The organism is Microbacterium sp. NRRL B-14842 (genome assembly GCF_050470785.1).
In genome coordinates this window covers 1,516,424-1,540,362 of record NZ_JBFLUM010000001.1, presented here as the reverse complement: position 1 = coordinate 1,540,362, position 23,939 = coordinate 1,516,424, and the positions used below count along the sequence as shown (strand labels likewise).

Sequence of the window (23,939 nt, the reverse complement as noted above, 5' to 3'; positions counted from 1 at the left end):
CGGCCGGGACCTCAGCGCACGGCGACGGGCGCGGCCGATTGCTCGACCGCGGTCGCCGGCGTTCCTCGCGGCCGCGCCGCGAACTGCCCGCCGACGAGGGCGGCGAGCGTGATCAGGATGCCCGCCACCTGGACCATGGTGAAGCTCTCGCCGGCGATGAGCACGCCGAGCAGCGTCGCGACGATCGGCGAGAGCAGTGCGAGGAGGCCCGGCACGATCACGGGCAGGCGCTGGATACCGCGGAACCAGAGCGTGTAGGCGATGATCCCTCCCGCTGTCGCGAGCCAGAGGTAGCCGAGGAGCGCACCCGCGTCGAGGGCAGGAGGCGGGCCCTCGACCACGAAGGTGAGGGGGAGGAGCAACAGCCCTCCCGCCGTGAGCTGCCACCCCGCGTAGGCCACGGGACCGACGCCGGAGGGGCAGCCCCAGCGCTTGGTGAGGATCATCCCCAGGCCGGTGGCGGTCACGCCGCCGAGAGCCGCGACGAGGCCCCAGAAGTCCAGCGCGGCGGCAGGGCCGAGGACGACGAGGGCGACCCCCGCTGCCCCGGCGACGGCGGCGGCGGCGGCGGATACCGGTCGGACACGTTCCCCGAGCACGTTCGCTCCGAGCCCTAGCACGATCAGCGGCTGCGCTCCGGCGACGGCGGCGGCAACCCCACCGGGGAGGCGTTCGGCCGCAAGGAACAGCAGCGGGAAGAACGCGCCGATGTTCAGGGCCCCGAGCACGAGCACCTTGCCCCACCAGGACCCGTGCGGCAGACGGCGGGCCAGCAGCACCGCGAGGAGACCCGCAGGAAGCGAGCGGAGGAGGCCGGCGAGGAGCGGATGTCCGACGGGGAGCAGCTCCGTCGTCACCAGGTACGTCGTACCCCACGTCGCAGGGGCGAGAGCCGTGACGAGGGTGAGGGTGAGGCGGTTCATGTCTCCAGGGTGCGCGCATCCGGGGTATGAGTCCAACGCATTCTTGTCACACGATCTATGAAGCGGGATCATGAGTGGATGGAGCTCCAGCATCTGCGGTATGTCGTCGCTGTGGCGGACACCGGTTCGTTCACCCGCGCGGCGGAGCGCTGTCATGTCACGCAGTCGGCGCTCAGCCACCAGGTCGCCGCTCTCGAACGCGAGTTGGGCGTGCGACTGTTCGCGCGCACCAGTCGCAGCGTCCGCGCGACCGAGTCCGGAGAGGCGTTCCTCCGCCCCGCGCGTCTGGCGGTCCGCGCCGCAGACCAGGCCCGGGAGGATGCGGCGGCGGCGAGCGGGAAGGTGGTGGGCACGCTGCGGCTGGGCGTCATCCCCACGGTGACCGCTGTCGACGTCCCCGCGGTTCTCGTGGCCTATCGCGCCGCGCATCCAGCCGCCCGCGTGGAGCTCCGTGAGGGGAACAGCGATGCGCTCGTGGCGGCGATTCGTCAGGGCGATCTCGACGCCGCATTCCTCGGGCTCCGGGAGGGCGTGCAGCCCGAGGGGGTCGCCTCCCGCGCGCTGTCCCGGGAACCGCTGGTGGCCGTGGTGCCCCGCGGGCATGAGCTGGGCCGGGCGAGGGAGGTGCAGCTGAGCGACCTCGCGGACTCCGCGTTCGCCGACTTCCCCGCCGGCACGTCGGGGCGAGCGCAGACCGACGCGGCATTCCTGGCCGCGCGGGTGCGGCGTGATGTGGCTTTCGAATCCGACACGGCCGCGAGTCTGATCGGTCTGGTCGCTGCGGGCCTCGCCGTCACCCTGCTCGCGCCCGGGGTGGTGCAGGGGTATCGGGAGGTCGTCGACACGGTGGCGGTCCAGGATGGCCCGGTCCGTGTCGAGCACCTGGCCTGGGACGCCGCGGCACCGCGCAGCGCCGCGCGCGCGTTCCTCGACATCGTCGCGGCAGCCTCCTGAGACCCTGTTCCGGCTGCACGACCCCGGAACAGATGCACGACGGAACCGCCGGAACGGGTGGGCAACCGTATTCGGATCGTGCAGGTGAACGGGCGGATGGCGGCCCGGAGACGACGAAGCGGGCCCGGGAAGAACCCGGACCCGCCTCGTCATGCGGTGATCAGCGCACGTCGTCGTCGACCCAGTCCATCGACTTGGTGACGGCCTTGCGCCACAGGCGCAGCTGACGGTCGCGCTCATCCGCGTCGAGCGAGGGCTCCCAGCGGCGGTCCTCCTGCCAGTTCGCGGACAGGTCGTCGAGACCGCTCCAGAAGCCGACCGCGAGACCGGCCGCGTAGGCCGCACCAAGCGCCGTGGTCTCCGCCACGACCGGACGCACGACCGGGACACCGAGGATGTCGGCCTGGAACTGCATGAGCGCGTCGTTGGCGACCATGCCGCCGTCGACCTTGAGCTCGCTGAGATCCACTCCGGCGTCCGCGTTGACCGCGTCGAGCACGTCACGGGTCTGGAAGGCCACGGCCTCCAGGGCGGCGCGCGCGATGTGGTTCTTGTTCGCGTAGCGGGTGAGGCCGACGATCGCGCCGCGGGCGTCAGGACGCCAGTACGGCGCGAAGAGACCCGAGAACGCGGGGACGATGTACACGCCGCCGTTGTCCTCGACCTTCTCGGCCAGCTCCTCGACCTCAGGGGCGGAGGAGATGATGCCGAGCTGGTCGCGCAGCCACTGGATGAGCGAGCCGGTGACCGCGATCGACCCCTCCAGCGCGTAGTGCGTGGGCTGGTCGCCGAGCTTGTAGCCGACGGTGGTGAGCAGTCCGTTCTTCGAGCGGACGATCTCCTCGCCCGTGTTGAAGATGAGGAAGCAGCCCGTGCCGTAGGTGTTCTTGCTCTCGCCCTTCTGGAACGCGGCCTGGCCGAACGTCGCCGCCTGCTGGTCGCCGAGGATGCCGGCGATCGGTGTCTCGCGCAGCAGCGACGAGCTCTCGGCGGCGCCGTAGACCTCGGAGGAGGAGCGGATCTCCGGCATCATCGAGCGCGGCACGCCGAACGCCTCGAGGATGTCGTCGCGCCATTCCAGCGTCTCGAGGTCCATGAACATCGTGCGCGAGGCGTTGGTGACGTCGGTCGCGTGCACGCCGCCGTCGATGCCGCCCGTGAGGTTCCACAGGACCCAGGAGTCGGTCGTGCCGAAGAGCAGGTCTCCGGCCTCGGCCTTCTCGCGGGCACCTTCGACGTTCTCCAGGATCCAGGTGATCTTGGTGCCGGAGAAGTACGTCGCCAGGGGGAGCCCGACGATCGACTTGAACCGGTCGACGCCCTCGTCGCCCGCGAGGCGGTTGACGATCTCCTGCGTGCGGGTGTCCTGCCAGACGATGGCGTTGTAGACCGGCTTGCCCGTGGTCTTGTCCCACACGACCGCGGTCTCGCGCTGATTCGTGATGCCCACGGCGGCGATGTCGTGGCGGGTGAGATCGGCGCGACCGAGGGCCAGACCGATCACCTCCTGGACGTTGCGCCAGATCTCGGCGGCGTCGTGCTCGACCCAGCCGGCCTTGGGAAGGATCTGCTCGTGCTCCTTCTGACCGGTGGCGACGATGCTGCCCTTCTTGTCGAAGATGATCGCGCGGCTCGACGTGGTGCCCTGGTCGATCGCGATGATGTAGTCAGCCATGTGTTCTCCTTTGAATTCCCGAGCGGTTGAGGGGGATCAGCCGGCGAGGCTGAGAAGGCCGGGGGCGGCGAGGGCGGCGATGACACCACCGATGAGCGGACCGACGACGGGCACCCACGAGTAGGACCAGTCGCTGGAACCCTTGCCCTGGATCGGGAGGATCGCGTGGGCGATGCGAGGACCGAGGTCACGCGCCGGGTTGATGGCGTATCCGGTCGGACCACCGAGCGATGCACCGATCGCGACCACCAGCAGGGCGACCGGAAGAGCGGTGAGCGGGCCGAGGCCACCGGGCGTGCCGACCTCGATGTCGCCGTAGTCCGCGAACGCGAAGATGACGAAGACGAGGACGAAGGTGCCGATGATCTCCGTGACGAGGTTCCAGCCGTACGAGCGGATGGCGGGGCCGGTGGAGAAGACGCCGAGCTTGTTGGCGGCCTCCGGCTCCTGGTCGAAGTGCTGCTTGTAGGCGAGCCAGACGACGATGGCACCGATGATCGCGCCGAGGAGCTCCGCCCCGGTCGCGGTGAGGAACATCGTGAAGTCGATGCCCTTGGCGGGATCCAGCAGGTTCTGCACCCAGAGGCCGATACCGACGGCCGGGTTCAGGATGGCACCGGAGTACGCCGAGACGAGCACACCCGCGAACACCGCGAGACCCCATCCCCAGTTGACCATCAGGAAGCCGCCGCCGAAGCCCTTGTTCTTCGCCAGGGCGACGTTCGCCACCACACCGCAGCCGAGCAGGACCAGCATCGCTGTGCCGACGAGCTCCGAGAGGAAGTAGAGACCGAGATTGACGTCAGTCATGTCTTCGTTGACCTTTCTTGCGGGTCGGGGCCCCTCTGCCCCGACCCCTTATGGGGTAGCACCGCGAGGAGGGCGCGGTGGTCGGGGCCCCGTCAGCCGCGGGTGCGGGACGGGATGTCGAGTCCGTGTCGCTCGTTCAGCAGCAGGCGCGTCTGCTCCACCTCGGCGTCGTGACGCTCTCGGTCCCATCCGAGGAGCGGTGCCAGGGCGTCGGCGATCTCGTCGAGGACTTCTGCCTGCGCTCCACCGGTGAAGGCGATGCTGGTGCGGCGGAGGATGACGTCCTCGAGACGGGCGACCATCTCCTCGTTGACCATCCACTCCAGCTCACGGGTCGACAGGTCGCCGCCGGCGAGGGGGGCGTCGTCCCCCTGCTCGACGAACGCCCAGACGGCCGCCGCTCCGGTGCCGTAACGGGCGAGGAGCTGATCGGCCCGAGCGCCGGCGCCGGCGAGGTTCTCCTGGATCCAGATCCGCTTCGCCTTCTCGGTGCGCGGGAACTCGCGTCCGCCGCCGATCGCGCGTCCGGCCGTGGAGACGGTGCGCGTGCGGCCGAGGAGGCCGAGCACGGTGTCGGAGAGCGACTCTCCCAGGGCGCGGAACGTGGTCCACTTGCCGCCCACGAGGCTCACCAGCGGGACGGCGCCCTTGCGGTCGACCTCGACGCGGTAGTCGCGCGAGACGAATCCGGGAGCGGTGTCCTCGTGGCGGGGGAGCGGCCGGATGCCGGAGAAGTTGTAGACGATCTGCTCGCGGGTCACCGAGATCGACGGGAACACGTGGTGGATGAGGTCGAAGAAGTAGTCGATCTCCTCCTCCGTGCACACCGGCACCTCGCGCGGGTCGGCGTCGATGTCGGTGGTGCCCACGAGGACGCGCCCCTTGAGCGGGTAGATCAGCACGATACGGCCGTCGGAGTGCTCGAAGAAGATCTCGCGACCTCGCGTCGCCTCGAGCAGCTCCCCGTGGTCGAGAACGATGTGCGAGCCCTTGGTGCCGCCCATGAAATGGGTGTCGGTGCCGAGCGCGTCGTTCGTGAGGTCGGTCCACGGGCCGGAGGCGTTCACGACGACATCCGCGGTCACGGTGAACTCGGTGCCGCTCTCGCGGTCACGGAGGGTGATCTGCTCGCCGTCGCGGCCGATCGCCTCGACGTAGTTGAGAGCCACCGCACCCGGGTGGCTCGCGCGGCCGTCCTGCAGCACGTCGAGCGCCAGGCGCTCCGGATCGTGCATCGAGGCGTCGTAGTACGTGGCCGTGTACTTGATCTTCGGGTCCATCGACGGCAGCTCGGCAAGGGACTTCTTGCGTCCGAGGAAGCGGTGGCGGGGCACGGTGCCGCCGTCGCGGGAGAACGTGTCGTAGATGGTGAGGCCGACCTTGATGAGGAAGGCGCCGCGCTCCTTCGGCTTCCCGCTCTTGTGCGTGAGGAACCGGAGGGGAGCGGAGAGGATCCCCGAGAACGTGGAGTAGATCGGGATCGTTGTCTGCAGCGGCTTGACGTAGTGCGGGGCGATCTTGAGCAGGCCGTTGCGCTCTTCCACCGACTCCCGGACGAGGCGGAACTCGCCGTTCTCGAGGTAGCGGATGCCGCCGTGGATCATGTGGCTCGAGGCCGCGGAGGCACCGGAGGCGAAGTCGCCGCGTTCGACCAGGACGACGTCCACACCCTGCAGGGCCAGATCACGGAACGTCGAGATGCCGTTGATGCCGCCGCCGATGACGAGGACGCTGGTGCGCCCGGATTCCCGGAGCGCGCGGACCGCGTCCCGCTCCGGGGACGTGTGGGTGGAATCGATCATCATCGACCCTCTCTTCCTTGCTTGCCACCAGCATCGACCTCCATGACGCCGCGCGCAAGCTGGCTGCACATATGTGCAAGGATCGAGGGAGAGGAGGTCATCATGGCGGGATCCGGAGCACCGTCGCGCGACGGGAAGCTGATCGCCGCGCTCACGGCCGCGCAGCTGTACTACATGCAGGACAAGACCATGGAGGTCATCGCGCAGGAGCTCGGCACCTCCCGGTCGTCCGTGTCACGGTTGCTCAGCTTCGCGCGGGAGAGCGGCCTCGTCGACATCCGGATCAACTCCCCCCTGGAGCGTCTGGGAATGCTCGAGCAGCGCATCAGGGATCGGCACCGCGTGGTGGCGCACGTCGTGCCGATGGCGGAGATCGTGAGCGAGGTCGAGCGACTGGAGCGCGTGGCGCTGACCGCAGGACGCCTCCTGTCCCAGTTCGTCGACTCCAACATGATCGTCGGCGTGGCGTGGGGATCGACGATCAGCGCGGTCAGTCGCGGTCTCACCCAGAAGGAGACGCACAACACGACGTTCGTGCAGCTCAACGGCGCCGGGAACACCCAGACCAGCGGTGTGGAGTACTCCAGCGACATCCTGCAGCGCTTCGGGAGCGCGTTCGGTGCGCAGGTGCAGCAGTTCCCCGTGCCCGCCTTCTTCGACGACCCCGCCACCCGGGAGGCTATGTGGCGCGAGCGCAGCACCCGCCGCGTGCTCGATCTGCAGGCGAAGATGGACATCGCCGTGTTCAGCCTCGGGTCTCCGGCGGCGGAGGTGCCCAGCCGCGTCTACGTCGGCGGTTACCTCGGGCGGGAGGACTACCGCAGTCTGCGGGAGGACCATGCGATCGGCGACGTGGCGACGGTCTTCTTCCGGGCCGACGGCTCCTGGCGCGACATCCGGCTCAACGCGCGGGCGACGGGGCCGGGACTCGACCGGCTGCGGCGGGTGCCGCGTCGCGTGTGCGTCGTCTCGGGTGTGCCCAAGCTCGCGAGTCTGCGGGCGGCGATAGCCGCCGAGCTGATCACGGACGTGGTGCTCGACGAGGGTCTCGCACGTCGACTCGTCGAGGACTGAGTCGCGTCCGCGTCACTCGCCTTCGATCGACGACTGCGGTCCGGTCCGGAACTCCCGGATGAGGTGCTGGACCACGGCGCGGAGATCGCCGTCCGTGGCGTCGGCGACCGCGAGCTGACGCGCATAGCTCGCCCCGCCGTCGAGGATCGACGCGATGCTGCCGAACTCCCGGACGCACCCGAGCTCGACGGCGACCGGGGCCAGTTCCTCGATCTTCTCGGTCAGGTGCTCGCGAACGGGGCGCTGCGTGCCGATCGTGTCGACGATGACGCGCGCGTCCAGGCCGTATCGGGCCGCGCGCCACTTGTTCTCGCGGTGGAACCAGGCCGGAAGATCGGGGAGTGCCGCGCCTTCGTCGAGAAGTCGGGAGAAGTGCTCGACGAGGACCTGTACGAGCGCGGCCACCGCGGCCATCTCGGAGAGCGTCGAGAGGCCGTCGCACGCGCGGACCTCGATCGTGCCCCAGCGCGGAGCGGGGCGGATGTCCCAGCGCACCTCGGTGGCATCGGCCATCACGCCGGTGCGGACCATGTCGTCCAGATACCGCTCGAACTCCGACCAGTCCCGGAGCGGCCAGGGCAAGCCCGCCGTCGGCAGCTGCTGGAAGACGAGCGCGCGGTTGGAGGCGTACCCCGTGCGCTCCCCGGCCCAGAACGGACTGGACGCCGACAGCGCCTGGAGATGGGGAAGATACGCCGACAGCGCGTTGATGATGGGGAAGACCTTGCGCTGCTCGTCGACGCCCACGTGCACGTGGATACCCCAGATCATCATGTTGCGCCCCCACCACTGGGTGCGCTCGATGAGGCTGTGATAGCGGGTCTTGTCTGTCACCGACTGGTCGTACCACTGGGCGAAGGGGTGGCTTCCGGCGGAGAGCAGCTCGATGCCGGCCGGATCGGTGGCCGACCGCACCGCCGCGATCGCGTTCGCGATGTCATCGACGGCGTGCGCGACGGAATCGCCGATCCCGCTGGTCACCTCGATGGTGTTCGTGAGCAGCTCGCCGGTGACGGTGTGGCGCTCGTCCTCGCTCTCCGCCTCCAGTGCGGCGAGGAGCTCCGGTGCGCGACCGACGAGATCACCGGTCTCGGGATCGGCGAGCATGATCTCCCACTCGAGACCGACGGTGGAGCGGGCCGAAGCGGCGAAGTCGAGCTGCACGGGGACAGTCTGACACGGGCCGGGGCCGACTCCGCAACGCCGTGTCGCCGGGTTTCGCGCCCGGCGCGCGCATCTGGCAGAATAGAGGGTCGGACGACGTGCTCGACCCTCTATCCAGCACTCGTCCTCCTCATTTGAGCTTCCGCCGGGTGTGCACCCCACGCTCCAGGCGACCGGTTCGTTTCCTTCCACACCATTCAGGAGAATCGTGGCTGTCAAGATTCGTCTCAAGCGCATGGGCAAGATCCGCGCGCCGTACTACCGCATCGTCGTCGCCGACTCGCGCACCAAGCGCGACGGTCGTGTGATCGAGGAGATCGGCAAGTACCACCCCACCGAGGAGCCCTCCTTCATCGAGGTCGACTCCGAGCGTGCGCAGTACTGGCTCTCCGTCGGCGCGCAGCCGACCGAGCAGGTCACCGCCATCCTCAAGATCACGGGCGACTGGGGCACCTTCAAGGGCGACAAGGACGCCAAGTCCACCCTCAAGGTCGCCGAGCCGAAGGCCGCCTTCGAGGTCGACGCCTCCAAGAAGTCCGTCGTGAAGCCCAAGGCGGAGAAGAAGGAGGAGGCCCCCGCTGCGGAGGCCCCCGCCGCTGACGCCGACGCGGAGGCCGCTGAGGCTTCCGCCGCCGACGCCGAGTAATCCATCGTGCTCGCCGCCGCGCTCGAACACATCGTCAAGGGGATCGTCGATCACCCCGAAGATGTGCGCATCCACGAATCCTCGTCGCCCCGTGGCGACCTGCTCGAGGTGCGTGTGCACCCCGACGACCGTGGACGCGTGATCGGGCGCGGCGGCCGCACGGCCAAGGCCCTGCGCACCCTCGTGAGTGCACTCGCCGACGGGCGTCGTGTCCGCGTCGATGTCGCGGACGACTGACGTGGTGTCGCAGGACCGCACCCAAGGCCGTAACCAACTGCGCGTCGGGCGCCTGGTCAAGGCTCACGGGCTCAAGGGTGCGCTGAAGCTCGAGCTCTACACCGACAATCCGGAGCGGCGCTTCGTCCCCGGGGCCGCGTTCACGTTGCAGGTGCCAGAGGCATCTCCGTGGCACGGCAAGGAGATCGTCGTCCGCGAATACCGCGTGATGAACGGCAACCCCGTCGTCTTCTTCGAGGACGTGGACGATCGCACCGCCGCCGAGAGCCTCGTCCGCGCCATCCTCTGGATGGACCAGGACGAGGACGAGACCGAGGACAACGCCTGGTTCGACCACCAGCTCGTCGGCCTGGACGTCGTGCGGGACGAGGTCGTCGTCGGCCGCGTGGTCCGCGTCGAGCACCTGCCGGCGCATGACCTCCTGATCGTGAAGCCGTCGTCGGGCGGGAGCACGGACGAGGTGATGGTCCCGTTCGTCGAGGCCATCGTCCCCACCGTCGACGTCGCGGCCGGACGGGTCATCGTCACCCCTCCCGCCGGGCTCTTCGAGGAGCTTCCCGAGTCGGAGGACGAGACCACCGCCTCCGACGCTGCCGAGTGACCGCTGATACGGTTCCCCCGTGCGCATCGACGTCGTCTCCATCTTCCCCTCGTACTTCGACGGACTGACGCTCTCCCTGCTCGGCAAGGCCCGCGGCTCGGGTCTGCTCGACCTCCAGGTGCATGATCTTCGCGACTGGACGCACGACCGCCATCGCACCGTCGACGACACTCCGTACGGCGGAGGAGCGGGCATGGTCATGAAGCCCGAGCCGTGGGGGCTCGCCCTCGACGAGCTCACCGCGGATACCGCCGCGCCGCCGACCATCATCTTCCCGTCGCCGGCGGGCGAGGTCTTCACCCAGGCGACCGCGCGGGAGCTCGCGGGGCGCGACCACCTCGTGTTCGGCTGCGGGCGCTACGAGGGCATCGACGAGCGCGTCTTCGAGTACGCCGCCGAGCGTGGCGAGGTCCGGCTGCTGAGCCTCGGAGACTACGTGCTCAACGGCGGCGAGGTCGCGACGATGGCGATGATCGAGGCCATCGGCCGTCTCATCCCCGGGGTCGTCGGCAATCCGGAGAGCCTGGTCGAGGAGTCGCACGAGGACGGCCTCCTCGAGTACCCGTCGTACACGAAGCCCTCTGTCTGGCGTGAGCGTGCGGTACCGGATGTGCTCCTCAGCGGCAACCACGGGGCGATCGCGGCATGGCGGCGCGAGCAGCAGCTCGTCCGCACGCGGCTGCGCCGCCCCGATCTGCTTCCGGACGCGCCGACCGACGACTGACCGCACCGCGACCGTCTGCGGCAACGACTGCTGTTAGCGTCGAGACATGGTGGATGTGACACGCGCGCGATCGTTCGAAGGCATCGGCGAGGAGTACGACCGCTACCGACCGGGCTTCCCGGAGCGTGCGGCCGACATCATCGTTCCGGCGCCGGTGGCCACGGCGCTCGACCTCGGCGCCGGCACCGGGAAGTTCACCAGCCTGCTCGTCGAGCGTGCGGCGCGGGTGATCGCCGTCGAGCCTTCCGCGCCGATGCTCGCCGTCCTCGCCCGGACGCTGCCGACGGTCGAGGCGCGGCCAGGGACCGCGGAGAGCATCCCCGTGCCGGACGGTTCCGTCGATGTCGTCAGCGTCGCGCAGGCGTTCCACTGGTTCGACCGGGATACGGCGGCGGCCGAGATCGCCCGCGCACTCGTCGCCGACGGGACGCTCGGGCTGCTCTGGAATCGCGCCGACCCCGCCTGTGCGTGGGATCTCGCCTGCCATCGGGTGGCGCATCCCGCGGTCGGCGCGGACGACGACACCTCCGCATCGGCGACCGACATCCCCGGCTTCGTCCTGGAAACCCACGAGGAGGTGCGCTGGACGGAGCGGATCAGCCGCGAGGTCTACCTCCGACGCTGGGGCACGGTGAGCAGTCTCCTCGTGGCGGACGACGCGGAGCGTGCAGGGATGGTGGCGGCCCTGGAGGCGGTGCTGGACGGCGCGGACGAGACGCGCGGGGAGGCGGAGTTCGACCTCCCCCATCTCACCGATGTGTTCCGCTACCGCCGCGTATGAGGATCTGGTCGCTGCACCCTGAGTACCTCGACCGTCAGGGTCTCGTCGCCTGCTGGCGGGAGACGCTGCTCGCGCAGGCGGTGCTCGCCGACGCCACGAAGGGGTATCAGCGACACCCGCAGCTCGAGCGCTTCCGGGAGGCAGCGGATCCGCTGGCCGCGGTGGGCGCGTACCTCGTCGCTGTCGCCGACGAGGCGGACGCGCGCGGCTACCGTTTCGACCGCACGCGCATCCGGCGCCGGGAGCCTGCCGTTCCGACCATGCCGGTCACCGCGGGGCAGCTCGCGCGGGAATGGGAGCACCTGCGTGCGAAGCTCGCCGAGCGCAGTCCTGAGGTGCTTCAGCGGCACGGGGATGTGGCGCTCCCGAAGGCGCACCCGCTGTTCACCGTCGTGCCGGGGCCGGTCGCATCCTGGGAACGCGCCGACCCGGCGGCCGAGGTCAGTCCACCCCGAGGAACGAGCGATCCGTCAGGATGATCGGCCCGTCGTCGGTGATCGCGATGGTGTGCTCGGAGTGCGCCCCTCGGGACCCGTCCGCGCTGCGCAGCGTCCACCCGTCGGGGTCGGTGACCAGCTCGTCCGTGGTCGCGAGGAACCAGGGCTCCAGCGCGAGCACAAGGCCGGCGCGGAGCGGGAACCCGCGGCCCGCGCGGCCGTCGTTCGCGACGTGGGGGTCGCCGTGCATCGTGCGGCCCACGCCATGCCCGCCGAAGTCGGTGTTGATGGAGTACCCCTCGCCGTGCGCGATCTCTGCGATGGCAGCGGAGATGTCACCGATGCGGTGCCCGACCACCGAGGTCTCGATCGCGGCGGTCAGCGCGCGCTCGGTGGTGTCGATGAGACGCAGGTCCTCATCCCGCGGCGTGCCCACGACGAAGGAGACCGCGGAATCCGCGACCCAGCCGTCGACCGAGACGGCGAAGTCGAGGGTGACGAGGTCGCCGTCCTTGAGTGCGTAGTCATGGGGGAGACCGTGCAGCACCGCGTCGTTCACCGAGGTGCAGATGACCTTGCCGAACGGGCTCGCGCCGAACGACGGGTGGTAGTCGATGTAGCAGGACTCGGCGCCCGCCTTGCGGATCATGTCGTGGGCCCGGCGGTCGATCGCCAGGAGGTTGGTGCCGACCTTCGTCTCGTCGCGCAGGGTCGCCAGCGTCTCGGCGACGAACCGGCCTGCCGCGCGCATCTCATCGATCTCGGCAGGGGTGCGCAGTTCGATCATCAGTGTCCTCTCGTCCCGTCCATTCTCCCTGATCGTGCGGACACCCGGCGCCTCCCGCTCTCAGCGAACACCTGTGACGCGGACGTGACGTCCCCGTAGCATCGGAGCATGTGGATCCGACAGGCCTTCTTCCGCTGGCTGCTGCCCTCGGCCTTCCTCCTGCCGCTGTGGCTGCTCATCGGCTGGGCCGTCTTCCAGGGCGGGTGGTCGATCCTCTGGGTGCTGCTCATCGCGATGCCCTCGGTCTTCGTGGGACAGCTCCTGCTCACGCTGCTGACGCGTTCCCGGCCGTCTGTCCGCGCCGAGCGCGCCCTGTCGTGGTGGGACGTCGCCGGGTTCGGTCTCTGGCACGCGCTGACGATCGCGGTCGGCTTCTTCATCGATGGCGCTTTCGGTTGGCTCCTCGCCGCCGCCATCGTGGTGGGCATCGGACTGGTGTGGCTGCAGCTGTGGCAGCTCTGGAACGAAGCACGGGGGAGTGGAGCGCGGATTCGCGAGACCATCTCCTGGTCGACGATGACCCCGCCCCGCGCGGAGACGACGCAGACCAGCGTGCACGAGGTGATCGTGGTGCGGGAGACCGACGACCGGCCCTGAGCGCTCGTTTTGGTGGGGCCTGCCATCCGTGGCAGAATGGTTCTTTGTGCCGTGACCGGCTCTGCCCCAGGGGAGCCCGCGGACGCGTCAGCGCCGTTCGGCACACTCCCATTCTTGTTCCTTCCTAATCCGTGCATCCGACCTGAGGCGAGTGCAGAGAGAGACGATCATGCAGATCCTCGACGCCGTCGACGCGGCTTCGCTCCGTTCCGACATCCCCGAGTTCTTCCCCGGTGACACCGTCAAGGTGCACGTCAACATCACCGAGGGCAACCGTTCTCGTATCCAGGTCTTCCAGGGCGTCGTCATCGGCCGCCAGGGTGACAGCGTCCGCGAGACCTTCACCGTCCGGAAGATCAGCTTCCAGGTGGGTGTCGAGCGTACTTTCCCCGTGCACTCCCCGGTGATCGACCACATCGAGGTCGTCACCCGCGGTGACGTGCGTCGCGCCAAGCTCTACTACCTGCGCGAGCTCCGCGGCAAGAAGGCGAAGATCAAGGAGAAGCGCGTCAACAACTGACGCGAAGCTTCTTCACAGCACCCCGGGACACGATGTCCCGGGGTGCTTTCGTTCTGTCCCCGGTGTGCGAACCTTGTTACTGCCGTGCGCTCACGGTGCACTCTTCGAGAAGGAACCGAATGACTGACTCTCCGTCCGCACGCCCGACACGACGGCGGCGCGGGTTCCTGGTCTTCCTCCGTGACGTGCTGGTCATCGTCGTCATCGCCGCGCTGGTGTCCTTCGTCATCAAGACGTTCGTGGTCCGATCGTTCTACATCCCGTCGGCCTCCATGGAGCGCACGCTGCTGATCGACGACCGCATCCTCGTCGACGAGCTCACCCCGCGCTGGACCGGCTATGAGCGCGGTGACATCGTCGTCTTCAAGGATCCGGGCGGCTGGCTCGACCCGATGCCGCAGACACCTGCACAGCCGCCGCTGGTCCAGGCCATCGACTGGGTGCTCACATTTGTCGGCATCTCGGCAACCGACACCCAGGACCATCTGGTCAAGCGGGTGATCGGCGTCGAAGGTGACCATGTGGTGTGCTGCAACGCGCTGGGGCAGATCACGATCAACGGTGCCCCGATCGATGAGCTGAGCTACCTGAACCTCCCCGAGGGCGACACCGCGGCCTCCAACGAACCTTTCGACGTCGTCGTGCCCGAGGACTCCGTGTGGCTCCTCGGCGACAACCGGGACCGCTCCCGCGACGCCCGTGCACACCAGGAGCTGCCCAGCGGCGGTTTCGTCCCGGTGTCCAACATCGTGGGCAAGGCGTTCCTGACGACCTGGCCGCTCGACCGCTTCGGACCGATCGACGGCCACCACGAGATCTTCAACGGAGTGCCGGACCCCGAATGACTGTCATCACGCCTCGACTGACCCTGGAGCGGAAGCTCCTGGGGGAGTGCGACCTGATCATCGCCCTCGACGAGGTCGGTCGCGGGGCGCTGGCCGGGCCGGTGGCCGTCGGGGCGGCGGTGATGGACGCCAAGGGGGCTCGTCGCCGCGTGCCGGAGGGGCTGCGCGACTCGAAGCTCGTCCCCGAGCGCCGGCGCCCCGACGTCGCCGCCCGCGCGGCTGCGTGGGTGCAGGCCTCGGGCGTCGGCTGGGCGACCGCCGCGGAGGTCGACGAGGTCGGGATCATGCGGGCGCTGGGCCTTGCCGCCTCCCGCGCCGTGCTGGCGGTGGTGGCGCAGGGTGCCACGGTCGAGAACGCTCTGGTCCTCCTCGACGGCAACCACGACTACGTCTCGCGCGTGCATCCTGGGCCCTTGAACGTCCGGCCGGTCGTCAAAGCGGACCGCGACTGCGCCTCGGTGTCGGCGGCGTCGGTGATCGCGAAGGTCGCCAGGGACGGCTACATGGCCGAGCTCCACGAGGATCACCGCGATTACCAGTGGGACCGCAACAAGGGATACGCGAGTCCGGAGCACAGGGAGGCCATCCGGTCGTTCGGCCTCTCACCGTTCCACCGTTCGTCGTGGGCGATCGCCGACGCACCGACGCTCTTCTGAGCGGTCGCGGCCGGGATGCCGCGACCGGCGCCCGCCGACCATAGGATGGACTCATCATGGATGAGGAAGCCTTCGACGACTACGACCGTGAGCTCGAGCTCGCGCTGTTCCGCGAGTACCGCGACGTCGTCTCTCAGTTCCAGTACGTCGTGGAGACCGAGCGTCGCTTCTACCTGGCCAACGAGGTCAACGTCGTGCGCCGGGACACCGAGCACGACTTCTACTTCGAGATCTCCATGAGCGATGTGTGGGTGTGGGACATCTACCGTGCGGACCGGTTCGTGAAGGCCGTTCGGGTGCTCACGTTCAAGGACGTGAACGTCGAGGAGCTGCAACGCCGCGAGTTCGAACTGCCGCAAGAGCTCTCGCTCGACGGGGAGTGACTCCAGCCGCCGTTCCTGCACAACGGTCACGTTCTCCACTGTTTCCACAGCGGCCGGGCTGTCTGCTCCGGACCGCGGAGGTCACGGGGTGGTCCCGGGAATCCTGTGGGGATGGCAGCGAAAGACGACCTCGGGCGAGCCGGGGAACAGCAGGCAGCGGACTACCTGACGAAGCGCGGGTATCGCATCGTCGATCGAAACTGGCGGTGTCCACAGGGGGAGCTGGACATCGTCGCCGTCATCGGTCGGCACCTGTCCGTGGTCGAGGTGAAGACGCGGCGGTCGGCGGCCTTCGGGCACCCGTTCGACGCCATCGACGACCGGAAGCGCCGGCGGCTGTGGCAGCTCGCCTATGCGTGGCGGGCTGCGCATCCGGATCTGGCACGGGGACGGGTGCTGCGGGTGGAGGCGGTCGGCATCGTGGGGGCGGTTCCGGAGACCGCGTCCATCGAGCACCTCGAGGACATCGCGTGAGCACCGCTCGGACGTGGTCGGTGGCCCTCACCGGGGCGGAGGGGCATGTCGTCGAGGTCGAGGCCGACCTCTCGCCGCAGACGCCGGAGTTCCGCATCATCGGCCTCCCCGACAAGTCTCTGGGCGAGGCGGTGCAGCGCGTGCACAACGCCTGCGTGAACTCCGGGCTCTCGCTGCCCCGGCGGCGTCTGACGGTGAACCTCTCGCCGGCGAGTCTGCCCAAGCACGGGTCCGCCTTCGACCTCGCGATCGCGGTCGCCTCCCTCGCCGCGAGCGACATGCTCGCTCGTCGTGCCGTGCGGCAGACGGTGCACCTGGGGGAGGTCGGGCTGGATGGCCGTCTGCGGCCCGTCCCCGGTGTGCTTCCCGCGGTCTTCGCCGCTGCACGCGCCGGCTTCGAGCGCGTGATCGTGCCGCACGGCAACGCGACGGAAGCCGGTCTCGTCGCCGGCGTCGAGGTGCGCGCCGCCGCGTCGCTCGCCGAGGTGGCAGTCTGGCACGGGGCCGAGGTGGAGGTGCCGGATGTCGAGCCGGTTCCCGGCCCGCAGCCGCCGGAGGGAGAACCGGACGACCGGGACCTCAGCGATGTCCTCGGACAGGAGGAAGCCGTCGAGGCCCTCATCGTCGCGGCCGCGGGCGGCCACAACATGCTCCTGAGCGGTCCGCCGGGAGCAGGCAAGACGATGCTCGCCGGGCGACTGCCCGGGATCATGCCGCCGCTGACCGAGCAGGAGGCCATCGAGGTCGCGTCCGTGCGCTCCCTCTGCGGCGAGGCCGTGACCGGGCTCGACCACCAGCCTCCGCTGGTCGCTCCGCACCACAGCGCCTCGGTGGCGGCGATGGTCGGAGGCGGGTCGCGGACGGCGCGCCCCGGCGCGGTCGCACGGGCTCATCGGGGCGTGCTCTTCCTCGACGAAGCGGCCGAGTTCCCCCGGGTGGCCTTGGACGCGCTCCGTCAGCCACTCGAGACCGGCTTCGTCGACGTGCATCGATCCGGCTTCGTCGTGCGGTTCCCGGCGCGGTTCCAGCTGCTCCTGGCGATGAACCCGTGTCCGTGCGGGAACCGGGGGGTGCGTGACGGCGACTGCATCTGCCCACCGCAGGCGCTGCGACGCTACGCGACTCGCCTCTCCGGGCCATTACGCGATCGTCTCGACATCGATCTGCCGGTCTCGCGCGTCGCCGCCTCACGCTCGCTCGCGGGGGAGCGCTCCGGGGTGACCACCGTCGAGGCCCGGCGCCGCGTCGGCGAAGCGCGCGCTCGAGCGGAGCGGCGATGGCGTGGCACGCCCTGGCGACGCAATGCGGAGGTCCCCGGGACCCTGCTCCGGCACGGCGGATTCCGCCTCCCGCCAGACGCGCGGGCCGGTCTCGATCGGGCACTGGAACGAGGGGCGTTGACGCTCCGCGGATACGACCGCGTCCTCCGGGTGGCCTGGACCATGGCCGACCTCGCCGGACACGACCTCCCCGGAACGGACGAGATCGGCCGCGCGCTCCTTCTGCGGACGGGGGTGGCGCGGTGATCGACGAACTCGTCTCCCAGCAGGATGCGCTCGACGCCGCTCGGAGACTGCGCGGCACCGACGACGTGGCGGAGGCGCTCGCACGTGTCGCCTGGTCCGTCATCGCCGATCCCGGGGACGCCGTCGCCGCGACCCTCGTGCGCGAGTTCGGACCGGCCGACGGCATGCGTTTCGCTCTCGACGCGCGGGGACGGTCATGGCCGATGGTCCGCGCCGCGGGCGCACGACGGGCGCTCGACGAGGCGCGGGTGCGGTGGCGACAGCGTGCCGATCCGGCGGCTGTGATCGATGCCCTCCGGCGGGCGCAGACGGCGGGCGCCCATCTGCTCCTTCCGGGAGATCCCGACTGGCCGCTCGCCGTCGACGATCTCGATACGGAGGCTCCGGTGGTGCTGTGGGCGCGCGGGCGCCCGGAGCTCCTGACCAGCGCGGCACGCGTCGCCATCGTGGGCGCCAGGGCGGCCACCGCCTACGGGGAGCGCGTCGCCGCCGACCTCTCCGGCGACCTGGCCGCCGCGGGGACGGCTGTCGTGTCGGGCGGCGCGTACGGCATCGACGGGGCAGCCCACCGCGCCGCGTTGACTGTCGGTGGGGGGACGATCGCGGTTCTCGCCGGCGGCGTGGACCGTCCGTACCCCGCCGGGCACCGCAACCTTCTCACGCGGATCGCGGTCGACGGGGTCGTGGTCAGCGAGGTGCCCTGCGGGACGGCGCCGACCCGGTGGCGCTTCCTCGCCCGCAACCGACTGATCGCGGCACTGGGGCAGGCGACGGTGGTCGTCGAGGCCGGGTGGCGCAGTGGCTCCCTCAACACGGCGGGGCACGCGGCAACGCTCGGCAGGCCACTCGGCGCGGTGCCCGGTCCCGTCACCTCCGCCTCGTCGGCCGGCTGTCATCGGTTGCTCCGCGAGTACGACGCGGTGTGCGTCACCTCCGCGGCGGAGGTGGCCGAGAGGCTCCCGATCGACGCGCGGTCGCCGCACGCACACGATGCCACGGAGGAGGGGCGGGTCCTGCTGCTCCGTGCCCTGAGCACCCGGACCGCTCGGACGGAGGCGGAGCTCGCGCAGCGCGCGGATCTCACCGTCGAGCGGACCAGGGCACTGCTCGGCCTCCTCGATCTCGACGGCCTTGCGCGGCGGGACGGGGACGGCTGGCGCGGGATCGGCGCGGCACGGACGTCATAGGACGGCTCGCGGCGGGGCGCCCGGCTCGGGGGGCGGGGGAGGGCCAGGGTGGAGGTATGGACTTCGCGGTCGCTGTCGAGGCGTTCGCCGACCACCTGGAGAAGGTGCGCCGGCTGTCGCCCGCGACCGTGAAGGCGTATCGCTCCGACCTGCGGGACCTCGGGGCGAGCGTGGCGGGCGGTCCGGTGGACCGGATCGACCTGGAGATGCTGCGCGAATGGCTGTGGCAGGCGACCCAGCGCGGCGATGCGCGAGCGACGCTGGCCCGACGTGCGGCCACCGCGCGAGCGTTCTTCGGCTGGGCGCGCGAGCAGGACATCATCCCCATCGACCCGAGTCTTCGGCTCGTGGCGCCGAAACGGGCCCAGACGCTGCCGACCGTGGCTTCGAAGGACGCGATGTCCGAGCTGTTGGAACGCCATCGGCAGGCCGCATCCTCGGGCGAGCCCGTCGCCCTCCGTGACCACGCCGTTCTGGAGCTTCTCTACGGCGCCGCGGTCCGCGTCTCTGAGCTCTGCGGTCTCGACATCGACGACCTCGATCTCGACCGCGGGACGGCTCTTGTGCGGGGCAAGGGCGACAAGGAGCGCGTCGTGCCATTCGGTGCCCCGGCCAGGGATGCGCTCGGTGCGTACCTGCGCCGCGCTCGCCCGGCTCTCCTCAGCAGGGCTGCGGGTGCATCGCCTGCCGTCTTCCTCGGGAGCCGCGGCGCCCGGCTGGGACCGCGGACGGTCTACGAGGTGGTCGCCCGTGCGCTCGCACCCGTCGTCGGCGCGGAGACCGTCGGGCCGCACGCCCTCCGCCACACGGCGGCGACGCATCTGCTCGACGGCGGCGCCGACCTGCGCGCCGTGCAGGAGATCCTGGGGCACGCGAGCCTCGGCACGACGCAGATCTATACGCATGTCTCGGCGGAGCGGCTGACGACGACGTACCGGCTGGCGCATCCTCGCGCCTGAGCGGCTGCCGCTCGGTTGGAGATCAGGTCCCGCAGCAGGGCAGGAGACGGGCCCGCAGGACGGCGCCGAACAGCAGCATCGGGTTGATGTACTCCCCATCGCGCCGCACACCGACATGCAGCGCGCCAGGAGCCGTGTGCCCACCTGTGGAAACCCGACCGATCTCCTGACCCCGGCTGACCGTGTCGCCCGCCCGGAGCGACGACTCCAGCGGCTCGAACGAGCTCACCAGGCCGTCTGCGTGTCGGATGGTCAGCACGGGACGATCGACGACCACGCCCTGGAACGCGACCACTCCGTCCGCCGGAGCGCCGACAGCGGTACCGACGGCGGCGGTGACGTCCATGCCCCGGTGTCCGGGACCGTAGGCGTGCGCCGGCGCGCGATACGCGGCGCTCACATGGCGGCCACCGTCGACGGGCCATCGCCATGCACCCTCCGAGGCGGAACTGTCGGCCGGGGACGGGCCGGAGCGGGGTGCCGTCGTCGTGTGTACGGACGCAGGGGCGGCGAGTGGGGCGCCGCCGCCGCCCAGAAGCACGAGACAGGCGAGCGCCGCCGTGATCGCGACGCGAGCGGCACGAGACGAGTGTGAACGGACAAGGTGAGGGGAACCGGAGGGAGAAGCCATGCGGTGAGTGTGCGCCGGGGGCGATCGCGCGGACCGGACGCCCGCGGGAAGAACCCTGTAGCGGGGGAGAAGGGCGAGGATCGCGATCCTGTGCAGGACGAGCCGGCGGCGCATGATCCTGTATGCTGGACGAGCACCTCGATCTCGGGGTGACTACGCGTGCCCAGAGCGACTCCGTCGTGGCATCCACTCCCGCAGGTCCCGTTCTCCGAACGGGTGGGCGTGAGCCGGGCACCAGGATGTCCGACCGTCCGGTCGGCATGACAACCTCAACGGCGCTCCGCGCCAGAATCAGGAGACGACCATGGCTGTGGTCACCATCCGCCAGCTGCTCGACAGCGGCGTGCACTTCGGACACCAGACCCGTCGGTGGAACCCGAAGGTGAAGCGCTTCATCCTCACCGAGCGCAGCGGCATCCACATCATCGACCTCCAGCAGTCGCTCGGCTACATCGACAAGGCGTACGACTTCGTCAAGGAGACCGTGGCGCACGGCGGCACGATCCTCTTCGTCGGCACCAAGAAGCAGGCGCAGGAGATCCTCGCGGAGCAGGCCACGCGCGTCGGCCAGCCCTACGTGAACCAGCGCTGGCTCGGCGGCCTCCTCACCAACTTCTCCACCATCGCGAAGCGTCTCGCCCGCATGAAGGAGCTCGAGGAGCTCGACTACGAGAACCCCTCCGCCTCCGGCTTCACGAAGAAGGAGCTGCTGCTCAAGAAGCGCGAGCTGGACAAGCTCCACAAGTCGCTCGGCGGTATCCGTAACCTCACCAAGACGCCGTCCGCCCTCTGGGTGGTCGACGCCAAGCGTGAGCACCTCGCCATCGACGAGGCCAAGAAGCTCGGCATCCCGGTGATCGGCATCCTCGACACCAACGCCGACCCGGACGACTTCCAGTACCCGATCCCCGGCAACGACGACGCCATCCGTTCGGTGTCGCTGCTGACGCGCATCATCGCCGACGCCGCCGCCGAGGGCCTGCAGCAGAAGCACAACCCGGAGTCGGGCGACGCCGAGCCGCTGGCCGAGTGGGAGAAGGAGCTCCTCGAGGCTCCCGTCCAGGAGTCCGCTGACGCCGCCGAGGTCGTTACCGCCGACGACGAGGCCGCTGTCGTCGAGACCCCTGCCGCCGACGCCACCGCCGCCGACGAGGCCGGTGCCGAGGCGCACGACGAGGCGATCGCCGCCGCTTCCGGTGAGGAGACCGCCGAGGTCGCCGCCACCGAGGCCGCAGACGCCAAGTAATCCCTCGTACACCCACACAACGAAGCAAGGAGCCACCACACATGGCCAACTTCACCATCGCCGACCTCAAGGCGCTGCGTGAGCAGCTCGGCACGGGAATGGTCGACACCAAGAAGGCACTCGAGGAGGCCGACGGCGACGTCGAGAAGGCCACCGAGATCCTGCGCCTGAAGGGTGCGAAGGGCAACGCCAAGCGCGCCGACCGTTCGACCAGCGAGGGCCTCGTCGTCGCTCGCGAGCAGGACGGCGCCGTGACGCTCGTCGAGCTCGCCTGCGAGACCGACTTCGTCGCGAAGAACGAGCGCTTCATCGCGCTGGCCGACAAGGTCGCCGACGCCGTCGCCGCCGTGAAGGCCGACTCGGTCGAGGCCGCTCTGGCCGCTCCGGCGGGCGACAAGACCGTCGAGCAGCTCATCTCGGAAGAGGCCGCCATCATCGGCGAGAAGGTCGAGCTCCGTCGCGTGCGCACCGTCACCGGTGACAGCGTCGAGGTCTACCTGCACCGCACGAGCAAGGACCTGCCGCCGCAGATCGGTGTCGTCGTCGCCTACACGGGTGACGACGCCGAGACTGCGCGCAGCATCGCCCAGCACATCTCGTTCGCCAACCCGTCGTACCTGTCCCGCGAGGACGTGCCGGCGGATGCGGTCGAGAAGGAGCGCGAGATCGTCACCGAGATCTCCCGCAACGAGGGCAAGCCCGAGGCCGCTCTGCCGAAGATCGTCGAGGGCCGTGTCTCCGCGTTCATCAAGCAGGTCGCCCTGCTCGAGCAGGACTACGCGAAGGACAACAAGCTCTCCGTCGCCCAGGTGGCGAAGGACGCCGGTATCACCGTGACGGACTTCGCGCGCTTCAAGGTCGGCGCGTAGCACTGTCGAAGGGGTTCGGATCGCTCGATCCGAACCCCTTCTTCATGCCCACCAGGCACTATCTTGAATCGGGACGAGAGGACATCCCCCATGACTGAACGCACCGGACGCCGTCGCGTCCTCCTCAAGCTCTCCGGAGAGGCGTTCGGCGCCGGGCAGCTCGGCGTCAACCCCGACGTGGTCAGCCAGATGGCGCGCGAGATCGCCGCTGCGGTCGACCGGGTCGAGGTGGCGGTCGTCGTCGGCGGCGGCAACTTCTTCCGCGGGGCCGAACTCAGCCAGCGGGGCATGGACCGGGGGCGGGCCGACTACATGGGCATGCTCGGCACCGTGATGAACGCGCTCGCGCTGCAGGACTTCCTGGAGCAGGCGGGCGCGGCGACGCGCGTGCAGTCGGCGATCTCGATGACCCAGGTCGCCGAGCCCTACATCCCGCGTCGCGCGGAGCGGCACATGGAGAAGGGCCGCGTGGTCATCTTCGGTGCCGGTGCGGGCCTGCCGTACTTCTCCACCGACACGGTCGCCGCGCAGCGCGCACTGGAGATCGGTGCGCAGGAGGTCCTCGTCGCCAAGAACGGCGTCGACGCGATCTACACCGCCGACCCGAACAAGCACGCCGACGCCGAGCGCATCGAGCGCGTGACCTACCGCGATGCGCTCCAGCAGGGCCTCAAGGTCGTCGACTCGACGGCGTTCAGCCTGTGCATGGACAACAACATGGACATGCGCGTCTTCGGCATGGAGCCGGCGGGCAACGTCACCCGCGCTCTCCTGGGCGAGCCCATCGGCACGCTCGTCACCGCCTGAGCGCCTGCACGGGACGGGGGCCCGCTCCCGATAGAATTTCCAGAACACCCCGACGATAGGAGCCACCGTGATCGCGGACGTCCTCGCTGAAACCACCACCCGCATGTCCCGGGCCGTCGAGGCTGCCAAGGAGGACTTCTCCACGGTGCGCACGGGTCGTGCGAACCCGCAGCTCTTCCAGAAGGTGCTGGTCGACTACTACGGCACGCCGACGCCGCTCGCTCAGCTCGCGTCGCTCGCGAACCAGGAGGCGCGCACGCTCATCATCACGCCGTACGACAAGTCGGCGCTGAAGGCGATCGAGCAGGCCATCCGCGACATGCCGAACCTCGGCGCGAACCCGACGAACGACGGCAACCTCGTGCGCGTCACGATGCCCGAGCTCACGGCGGAGCGCCGTAAGGAGTACGTCAAGCTCGTGAAGTCGAAGGCGGAGGACGCCAAGGTCCACGTCCGCGGCATCCGCCGGAAGGCGAAGGACGAGCTCGACGGCCTGAAGAGCGAGCTCGGCGAGGACGAGATCTCCCGTGGTGAGAAGGAACTCGACGCGCTGACCCGTCAGCACGTCGACCTCATCGACGACGCGCTGAAGCGCAAAGAGGCAGAACTCCTCGAGGTGTAGTC

28 protein-coding genes are annotated in these 23,939 nt (G+C 69.7%); 21 read left to right on the top strand and 7 right to left on the bottom strand.

Going from position 1 to position 23,939, the window contains the following annotated elements:
• Positions 1–11: 11 nt before the first annotated feature.
• Positions 12–923: an EamA family transporter gene (locus AB1285_RS07735; protein WP_370429111.1), complete on the bottom strand. Its 912-nt coding sequence runs from the start codon at positions 921–923 to the stop codon at positions 12–14.
• A gap of 78 nt (positions 924–1,001) precedes the next feature.
• On the opposite strand from AB1285_RS07735, the gene AB1285_RS07730 reads away from it, so the two are divergent.
• Complete coding sequence (locus AB1285_RS07730) at positions 1,002–1,877, top strand: LysR family transcriptional regulator (protein WP_292797639.1); 876 nt, start codon at positions 1,002–1,004, stop codon at positions 1,875–1,877.
• A gap of 160 nt (positions 1,878–2,037) precedes the next feature.
• Here the strand turns inward: AB1285_RS07730 and glpK are convergent, their stop codons facing one another.
• The 3 genes from glpK to AB1285_RS07715 all read right to left on the bottom strand — a co-directional run bounded on the left by glpK (position 2,038) and on the right by AB1285_RS07715 (position 6,164).
• Positions 2,038–3,552 (bottom strand): glycerol kinase GlpK, encoded by a 1,515-nt coding sequence (glpK, locus tag AB1285_RS07725; RefSeq protein WP_187663980.1) that lies wholly within the window; start codon positions 3,550–3,552, stop codon positions 2,038–2,040.
• A gap of 36 nt (positions 3,553–3,588) precedes the next feature.
• On the bottom strand, positions 3,589–4,362 hold the full coding sequence (locus tag AB1285_RS07720) for an MIP/aquaporin family protein (protein ID WP_187663981.1): 774 nt from the start codon (positions 4,360–4,362) through the stop codon (positions 3,589–3,591).
• Between the two features lie 92 nt (positions 4,363–4,454).
• Positions 4,455–6,164: a glycerol-3-phosphate dehydrogenase/oxidase gene (locus AB1285_RS07715; protein WP_268776564.1), complete on the bottom strand. Its 1,710-nt coding sequence runs from the start codon at positions 6,162–6,164 to the stop codon at positions 4,455–4,457.
• A 102-nt stretch (positions 6,165–6,266) separates the two neighbouring features.
• Between AB1285_RS07715 and AB1285_RS07710 the strand changes: the two genes are divergently transcribed.
• Positions 6,267–7,238 (top strand): sugar-binding transcriptional regulator, encoded by a 972-nt coding sequence (locus AB1285_RS07710; RefSeq protein WP_187663983.1) that lies wholly within the window; start codon positions 6,267–6,269, stop codon positions 7,236–7,238.
• 12 nt (positions 7,239–7,250) lie between these two features.
• On the opposite strand, the gene AB1285_RS07705 is transcribed toward AB1285_RS07710, so the two are convergent.
• Complete coding sequence (locus tag AB1285_RS07705; protein ID WP_187663984.1) at positions 7,251–8,402, bottom strand: glutamate--cysteine ligase; 1,152 nt, start codon at positions 8,400–8,402, stop codon at positions 7,251–7,253.
• 208 nt (positions 8,403–8,610) lie between these two features.
• On the opposite strand from AB1285_RS07705, the gene rpsP reads away from it, so the two are divergent.
• Genes rpsP through AB1285_RS07675 form a run of 6 tightly spaced genes read left to right on the top strand, consistent with a single transcriptional unit; the run spans position 8,611 to position 11,870 of the window.
• Positions 8,611–9,048, top strand: a complete 438-nt coding sequence (gene rpsP, locus AB1285_RS07700) for a 30S ribosomal protein S16 (protein WP_280567961.1) — start codon at positions 8,611–8,613, stop codon at positions 9,046–9,048.
• A 6-nt stretch (positions 9,049–9,054) separates the two neighbouring features.
• Positions 9,055–9,285 (top strand): RNA-binding protein, encoded by a 231-nt coding sequence (locus tag AB1285_RS07695; protein ID WP_025103341.1) that lies wholly within the window; start codon positions 9,055–9,057, stop codon positions 9,283–9,285.
• Positions 9,269–9,886: a ribosome maturation factor RimM gene (gene rimM / locus AB1285_RS07690; protein WP_187663986.1), complete on the top strand. Its 618-nt coding sequence runs from the start codon at positions 9,269–9,271 to the stop codon at positions 9,884–9,886. The genes AB1285_RS07695 and rimM overlap by 17 nt, the downstream gene beginning before the upstream one ends.
• Before the next feature lie 19 nt (positions 9,887–9,905).
• The gene (trmD, locus tag AB1285_RS07685; RefSeq protein WP_187663987.1) at positions 9,906–10,610 is read left to right on the top strand and encodes a tRNA (guanosine(37)-N1)-methyltransferase TrmD; all 705 of its coding nucleotides are present in this window, start codon (positions 9,906–9,908) and stop codon (positions 10,608–10,610) included.
• 46 nt (positions 10,611–10,656) lie between these two features.
• Positions 10,657–11,391: a class I SAM-dependent methyltransferase gene (locus AB1285_RS07680; protein WP_370429110.1), complete on the top strand. Its 735-nt coding sequence runs from the start codon at positions 10,657–10,659 to the stop codon at positions 11,389–11,391.
• Complete coding sequence (locus AB1285_RS07675; RefSeq protein ID WP_187663989.1) at positions 11,388–11,870, top strand: pyrimidine dimer DNA glycosylase/endonuclease V; 483 nt, start codon at positions 11,388–11,390, stop codon at positions 11,868–11,870. The genes AB1285_RS07680 and AB1285_RS07675 overlap by 4 nt, the downstream gene beginning before the upstream one ends.
• Here AB1285_RS07675 and map read toward each other — a convergent pair.
• A complete protein-coding gene (gene map / locus AB1285_RS07670) occupies positions 11,833–12,615 on the bottom strand; it encodes a type I methionyl aminopeptidase (RefSeq protein WP_280567943.1) in 783 nt (260 codons plus the stop codon). The genes AB1285_RS07675 and map overlap by 38 nt on opposite strands.
• Before the next feature lie 108 nt (positions 12,616–12,723).
• Here map and AB1285_RS07665 point away from each other — a divergent pair, with 108 nt between their 5' ends.
• The 9 genes from AB1285_RS07665 to AB1285_RS07625 all read left to right on the top strand — a co-directional run bounded on the left by AB1285_RS07665 (position 12,724) and on the right by AB1285_RS07625 (position 19,762).
• Positions 12,724–13,212 (top strand): MFS transporter permease, encoded by a 489-nt coding sequence (locus AB1285_RS07665; RefSeq protein WP_187663991.1) that lies wholly within the window; start codon positions 12,724–12,726, stop codon positions 13,210–13,212.
• A gap of 169 nt (positions 13,213–13,381) precedes the next feature.
• Positions 13,382–13,732: a 50S ribosomal protein L19 gene (gene rplS / locus AB1285_RS07660; RefSeq protein ID WP_025103348.1), complete on the top strand. Its 351-nt coding sequence runs from the start codon at positions 13,382–13,384 to the stop codon at positions 13,730–13,732.
• Between the two features lie 119 nt (positions 13,733–13,851).
• On the top strand, positions 13,852–14,577 hold the full coding sequence (gene lepB, locus AB1285_RS07655) for a signal peptidase I (protein WP_187663992.1): 726 nt from the start codon (positions 13,852–13,854) through the stop codon (positions 14,575–14,577).
• The gene (locus AB1285_RS07650) at positions 14,574–15,233 is read left to right on the top strand and encodes a ribonuclease HII (protein ID WP_187663993.1); all 660 of its coding nucleotides are present in this window, start codon (positions 14,574–14,576) and stop codon (positions 15,231–15,233) included. The genes lepB and AB1285_RS07650 overlap by 4 nt, the downstream gene beginning before the upstream one ends.
• Before the next feature lie 56 nt (positions 15,234–15,289).
• On the top strand, positions 15,290–15,616 hold the full coding sequence (locus AB1285_RS07645) for a DUF2469 family protein (protein WP_017204525.1): 327 nt from the start codon (positions 15,290–15,292) through the stop codon (positions 15,614–15,616).
• A gap of 111 nt (positions 15,617–15,727) precedes the next feature.
• Positions 15,728–16,090 (top strand): YraN family protein, encoded by a 363-nt coding sequence (locus AB1285_RS07640; RefSeq protein ID WP_315636919.1) that lies wholly within the window; start codon positions 15,728–15,730, stop codon positions 16,088–16,090.
• Positions 16,087–17,616 carry a YifB family Mg chelatase-like AAA ATPase gene (locus AB1285_RS07635; RefSeq protein WP_280567138.1) on the top strand — a complete coding sequence of 510 codons (1,530 nt, stop codon included), beginning with the start codon at positions 16,087–16,089 and terminating at the stop codon, positions 17,614–17,616. Before AB1285_RS07640 ends, AB1285_RS07635 begins: the two co-directional genes overlap by 4 nt.
• A complete protein-coding gene (gene dprA, locus AB1285_RS07630; protein WP_429977435.1) occupies positions 17,613–18,803 on the top strand; it encodes a DNA-processing protein DprA in 1,191 nt (396 codons plus the stop codon). The genes AB1285_RS07635 and dprA overlap by 4 nt, the downstream gene beginning before the upstream one ends.
• Positions 18,804–18,859: 56 nt before the next feature.
• Positions 18,860–19,762, top strand: coding sequence for a tyrosine-type recombinase/integrase (locus AB1285_RS07625; protein WP_429977433.1), 903 nt, complete (start codon positions 18,860–18,862; stop codon positions 19,760–19,762).
• Between the two features lie 22 nt (positions 19,763–19,784).
• Here the strand turns inward: AB1285_RS07625 and AB1285_RS07620 are convergent, their stop codons facing one another.
• The gene (locus AB1285_RS07620; protein ID WP_268776367.1) at positions 19,785–20,162 is read right to left on the bottom strand and encodes a murein hydrolase activator EnvC family protein; all 378 of its coding nucleotides are present in this window, start codon (positions 20,160–20,162) and stop codon (positions 19,785–19,787) included.
• A 535-nt stretch (positions 20,163–20,697) separates the two neighbouring features.
• Between AB1285_RS07620 and rpsB the strand changes: the two genes are divergently transcribed.
• The 4 genes from rpsB (at position 20,698) to frr (ending at position 23,937) form a co-directional block, all read left to right on the top strand.
• Entirely contained in the window at positions 20,698–21,639 is a 942-nt protein-coding gene (rpsB, locus tag AB1285_RS07615) for a 30S ribosomal protein S2 (RefSeq protein WP_187663999.1), read from the top strand.
• Positions 21,640–21,680: 41 nt separating this feature from the next.
• Positions 21,681–22,508 carry a translation elongation factor Ts gene (gene tsf, locus AB1285_RS07610; RefSeq protein ID WP_187664000.1) on the top strand — a complete coding sequence of 276 codons (828 nt, stop codon included), beginning with the start codon at positions 21,681–21,683 and terminating at the stop codon, positions 22,506–22,508.
• 90 nt (positions 22,509–22,598) lie between these two features.
• On the top strand, positions 22,599–23,315 hold the full coding sequence (gene pyrH, locus AB1285_RS07605; RefSeq protein ID WP_025103358.1) for a UMP kinase: 717 nt from the start codon (positions 22,599–22,601) through the stop codon (positions 23,313–23,315).
• Between the two features lie 67 nt (positions 23,316–23,382).
• Complete coding sequence (gene frr / locus AB1285_RS07600) at positions 23,383–23,937, top strand: ribosome recycling factor (protein WP_187664001.1); 555 nt, start codon at positions 23,383–23,385, stop codon at positions 23,935–23,937.
• Positions 23,938–23,939 lie beyond the last annotated feature (2 nt).

What these genes read in the sequence shown, in the direction of transcription:
- AB1285_RS07735 (WP_370429111.1), bottom strand. Translation starts at nt 923, where the DNA reads ATGAACCGCCTCACCCTCACCCTCGTCACGGCTCTCGCCCCTGCGACG.
- AB1285_RS07730 (WP_292797639.1), top strand. Translation starts at nt 1,002, where the DNA reads ATGGAGCTCCAGCATCTGCGGTATGTCGTCGCTGTGGCGGACACCGGT.
- glpK (WP_187663980.1), bottom strand. Translation starts at nt 3,552, where the DNA reads ATGGCTGACTACATCATCGCGATCGACCAGGGCACCACGTCGAGCCGC.
- AB1285_RS07720 (WP_187663981.1), bottom strand. Translation starts at nt 4,362, where the DNA reads ATGACTGACGTCAATCTCGGTCTCTACTTCCTCTCGGAGCTCGTCGGC.
- AB1285_RS07715 (WP_268776564.1), bottom strand. Translation starts at nt 6,164, where the DNA reads ATGATCGATTCCACCCACACGTCCCCGGAGCGGGACGCGGTCCGCGCG.
- AB1285_RS07710 (WP_187663983.1), top strand. Translation starts at nt 6,267, where the DNA reads ATGGCGGGATCCGGAGCACCGTCGCGCGACGGGAAGCTGATCGCCGCG.
- rimM (WP_187663986.1), top strand. Translation starts at nt 9,269, where the DNA reads ATGTCGCGGACGACTGACGTGGTGTCGCAGGACCGCACCCAAGGCCGT.
- AB1285_RS07680 (WP_370429110.1), top strand. Translation starts at nt 10,657, where the DNA reads ATGGTGGATGTGACACGCGCGCGATCGTTCGAAGGCATCGGCGAGGAG.
- AB1285_RS07675 (WP_187663989.1), top strand. Translation starts at nt 11,388, where the DNA reads ATGAGGATCTGGTCGCTGCACCCTGAGTACCTCGACCGTCAGGGTCTC.
- map (WP_280567943.1), bottom strand. Translation starts at nt 12,615, where the DNA reads ATGATCGAACTGCGCACCCCTGCCGAGATCGATGAGATGCGCGCGGCA.
- AB1285_RS07665 (WP_187663991.1), top strand. Translation starts at nt 12,724, where the DNA reads ATGTGGATCCGACAGGCCTTCTTCCGCTGGCTGCTGCCCTCGGCCTTC.
- rplS (WP_025103348.1), top strand. Translation starts at nt 13,382, where the DNA reads ATGCAGATCCTCGACGCCGTCGACGCGGCTTCGCTCCGTTCCGACATC.
- lepB (WP_187663992.1), top strand. Translation starts at nt 13,852, where the DNA reads ATGACTGACTCTCCGTCCGCACGCCCGACACGACGGCGGCGCGGGTTC.
- AB1285_RS07650 (WP_187663993.1), top strand. Translation starts at nt 14,574, where the DNA reads ATGACTGTCATCACGCCTCGACTGACCCTGGAGCGGAAGCTCCTGGGG.
- AB1285_RS07645 (WP_017204525.1), top strand. Translation starts at nt 15,290, where the DNA reads ATGGATGAGGAAGCCTTCGACGACTACGACCGTGAGCTCGAGCTCGCG.
- AB1285_RS07640 (WP_315636919.1), top strand. Translation starts at nt 15,728, where the DNA reads ATGGCAGCGAAAGACGACCTCGGGCGAGCCGGGGAACAGCAGGCAGCG.
- AB1285_RS07625 (WP_429977433.1), top strand. Translation starts at nt 18,860, where the DNA reads ATGGACTTCGCGGTCGCTGTCGAGGCGTTCGCCGACCACCTGGAGAAG.
- rpsB (WP_187663999.1), top strand. Translation starts at nt 20,698, where the DNA reads ATGGCTGTGGTCACCATCCGCCAGCTGCTCGACAGCGGCGTGCACTTC.
- tsf (WP_187664000.1), top strand. Translation starts at nt 21,681, where the DNA reads ATGGCCAACTTCACCATCGCCGACCTCAAGGCGCTGCGTGAGCAGCTC.
- pyrH (WP_025103358.1), top strand. Translation starts at nt 22,599, where the DNA reads ATGACTGAACGCACCGGACGCCGTCGCGTCCTCCTCAAGCTCTCCGGA.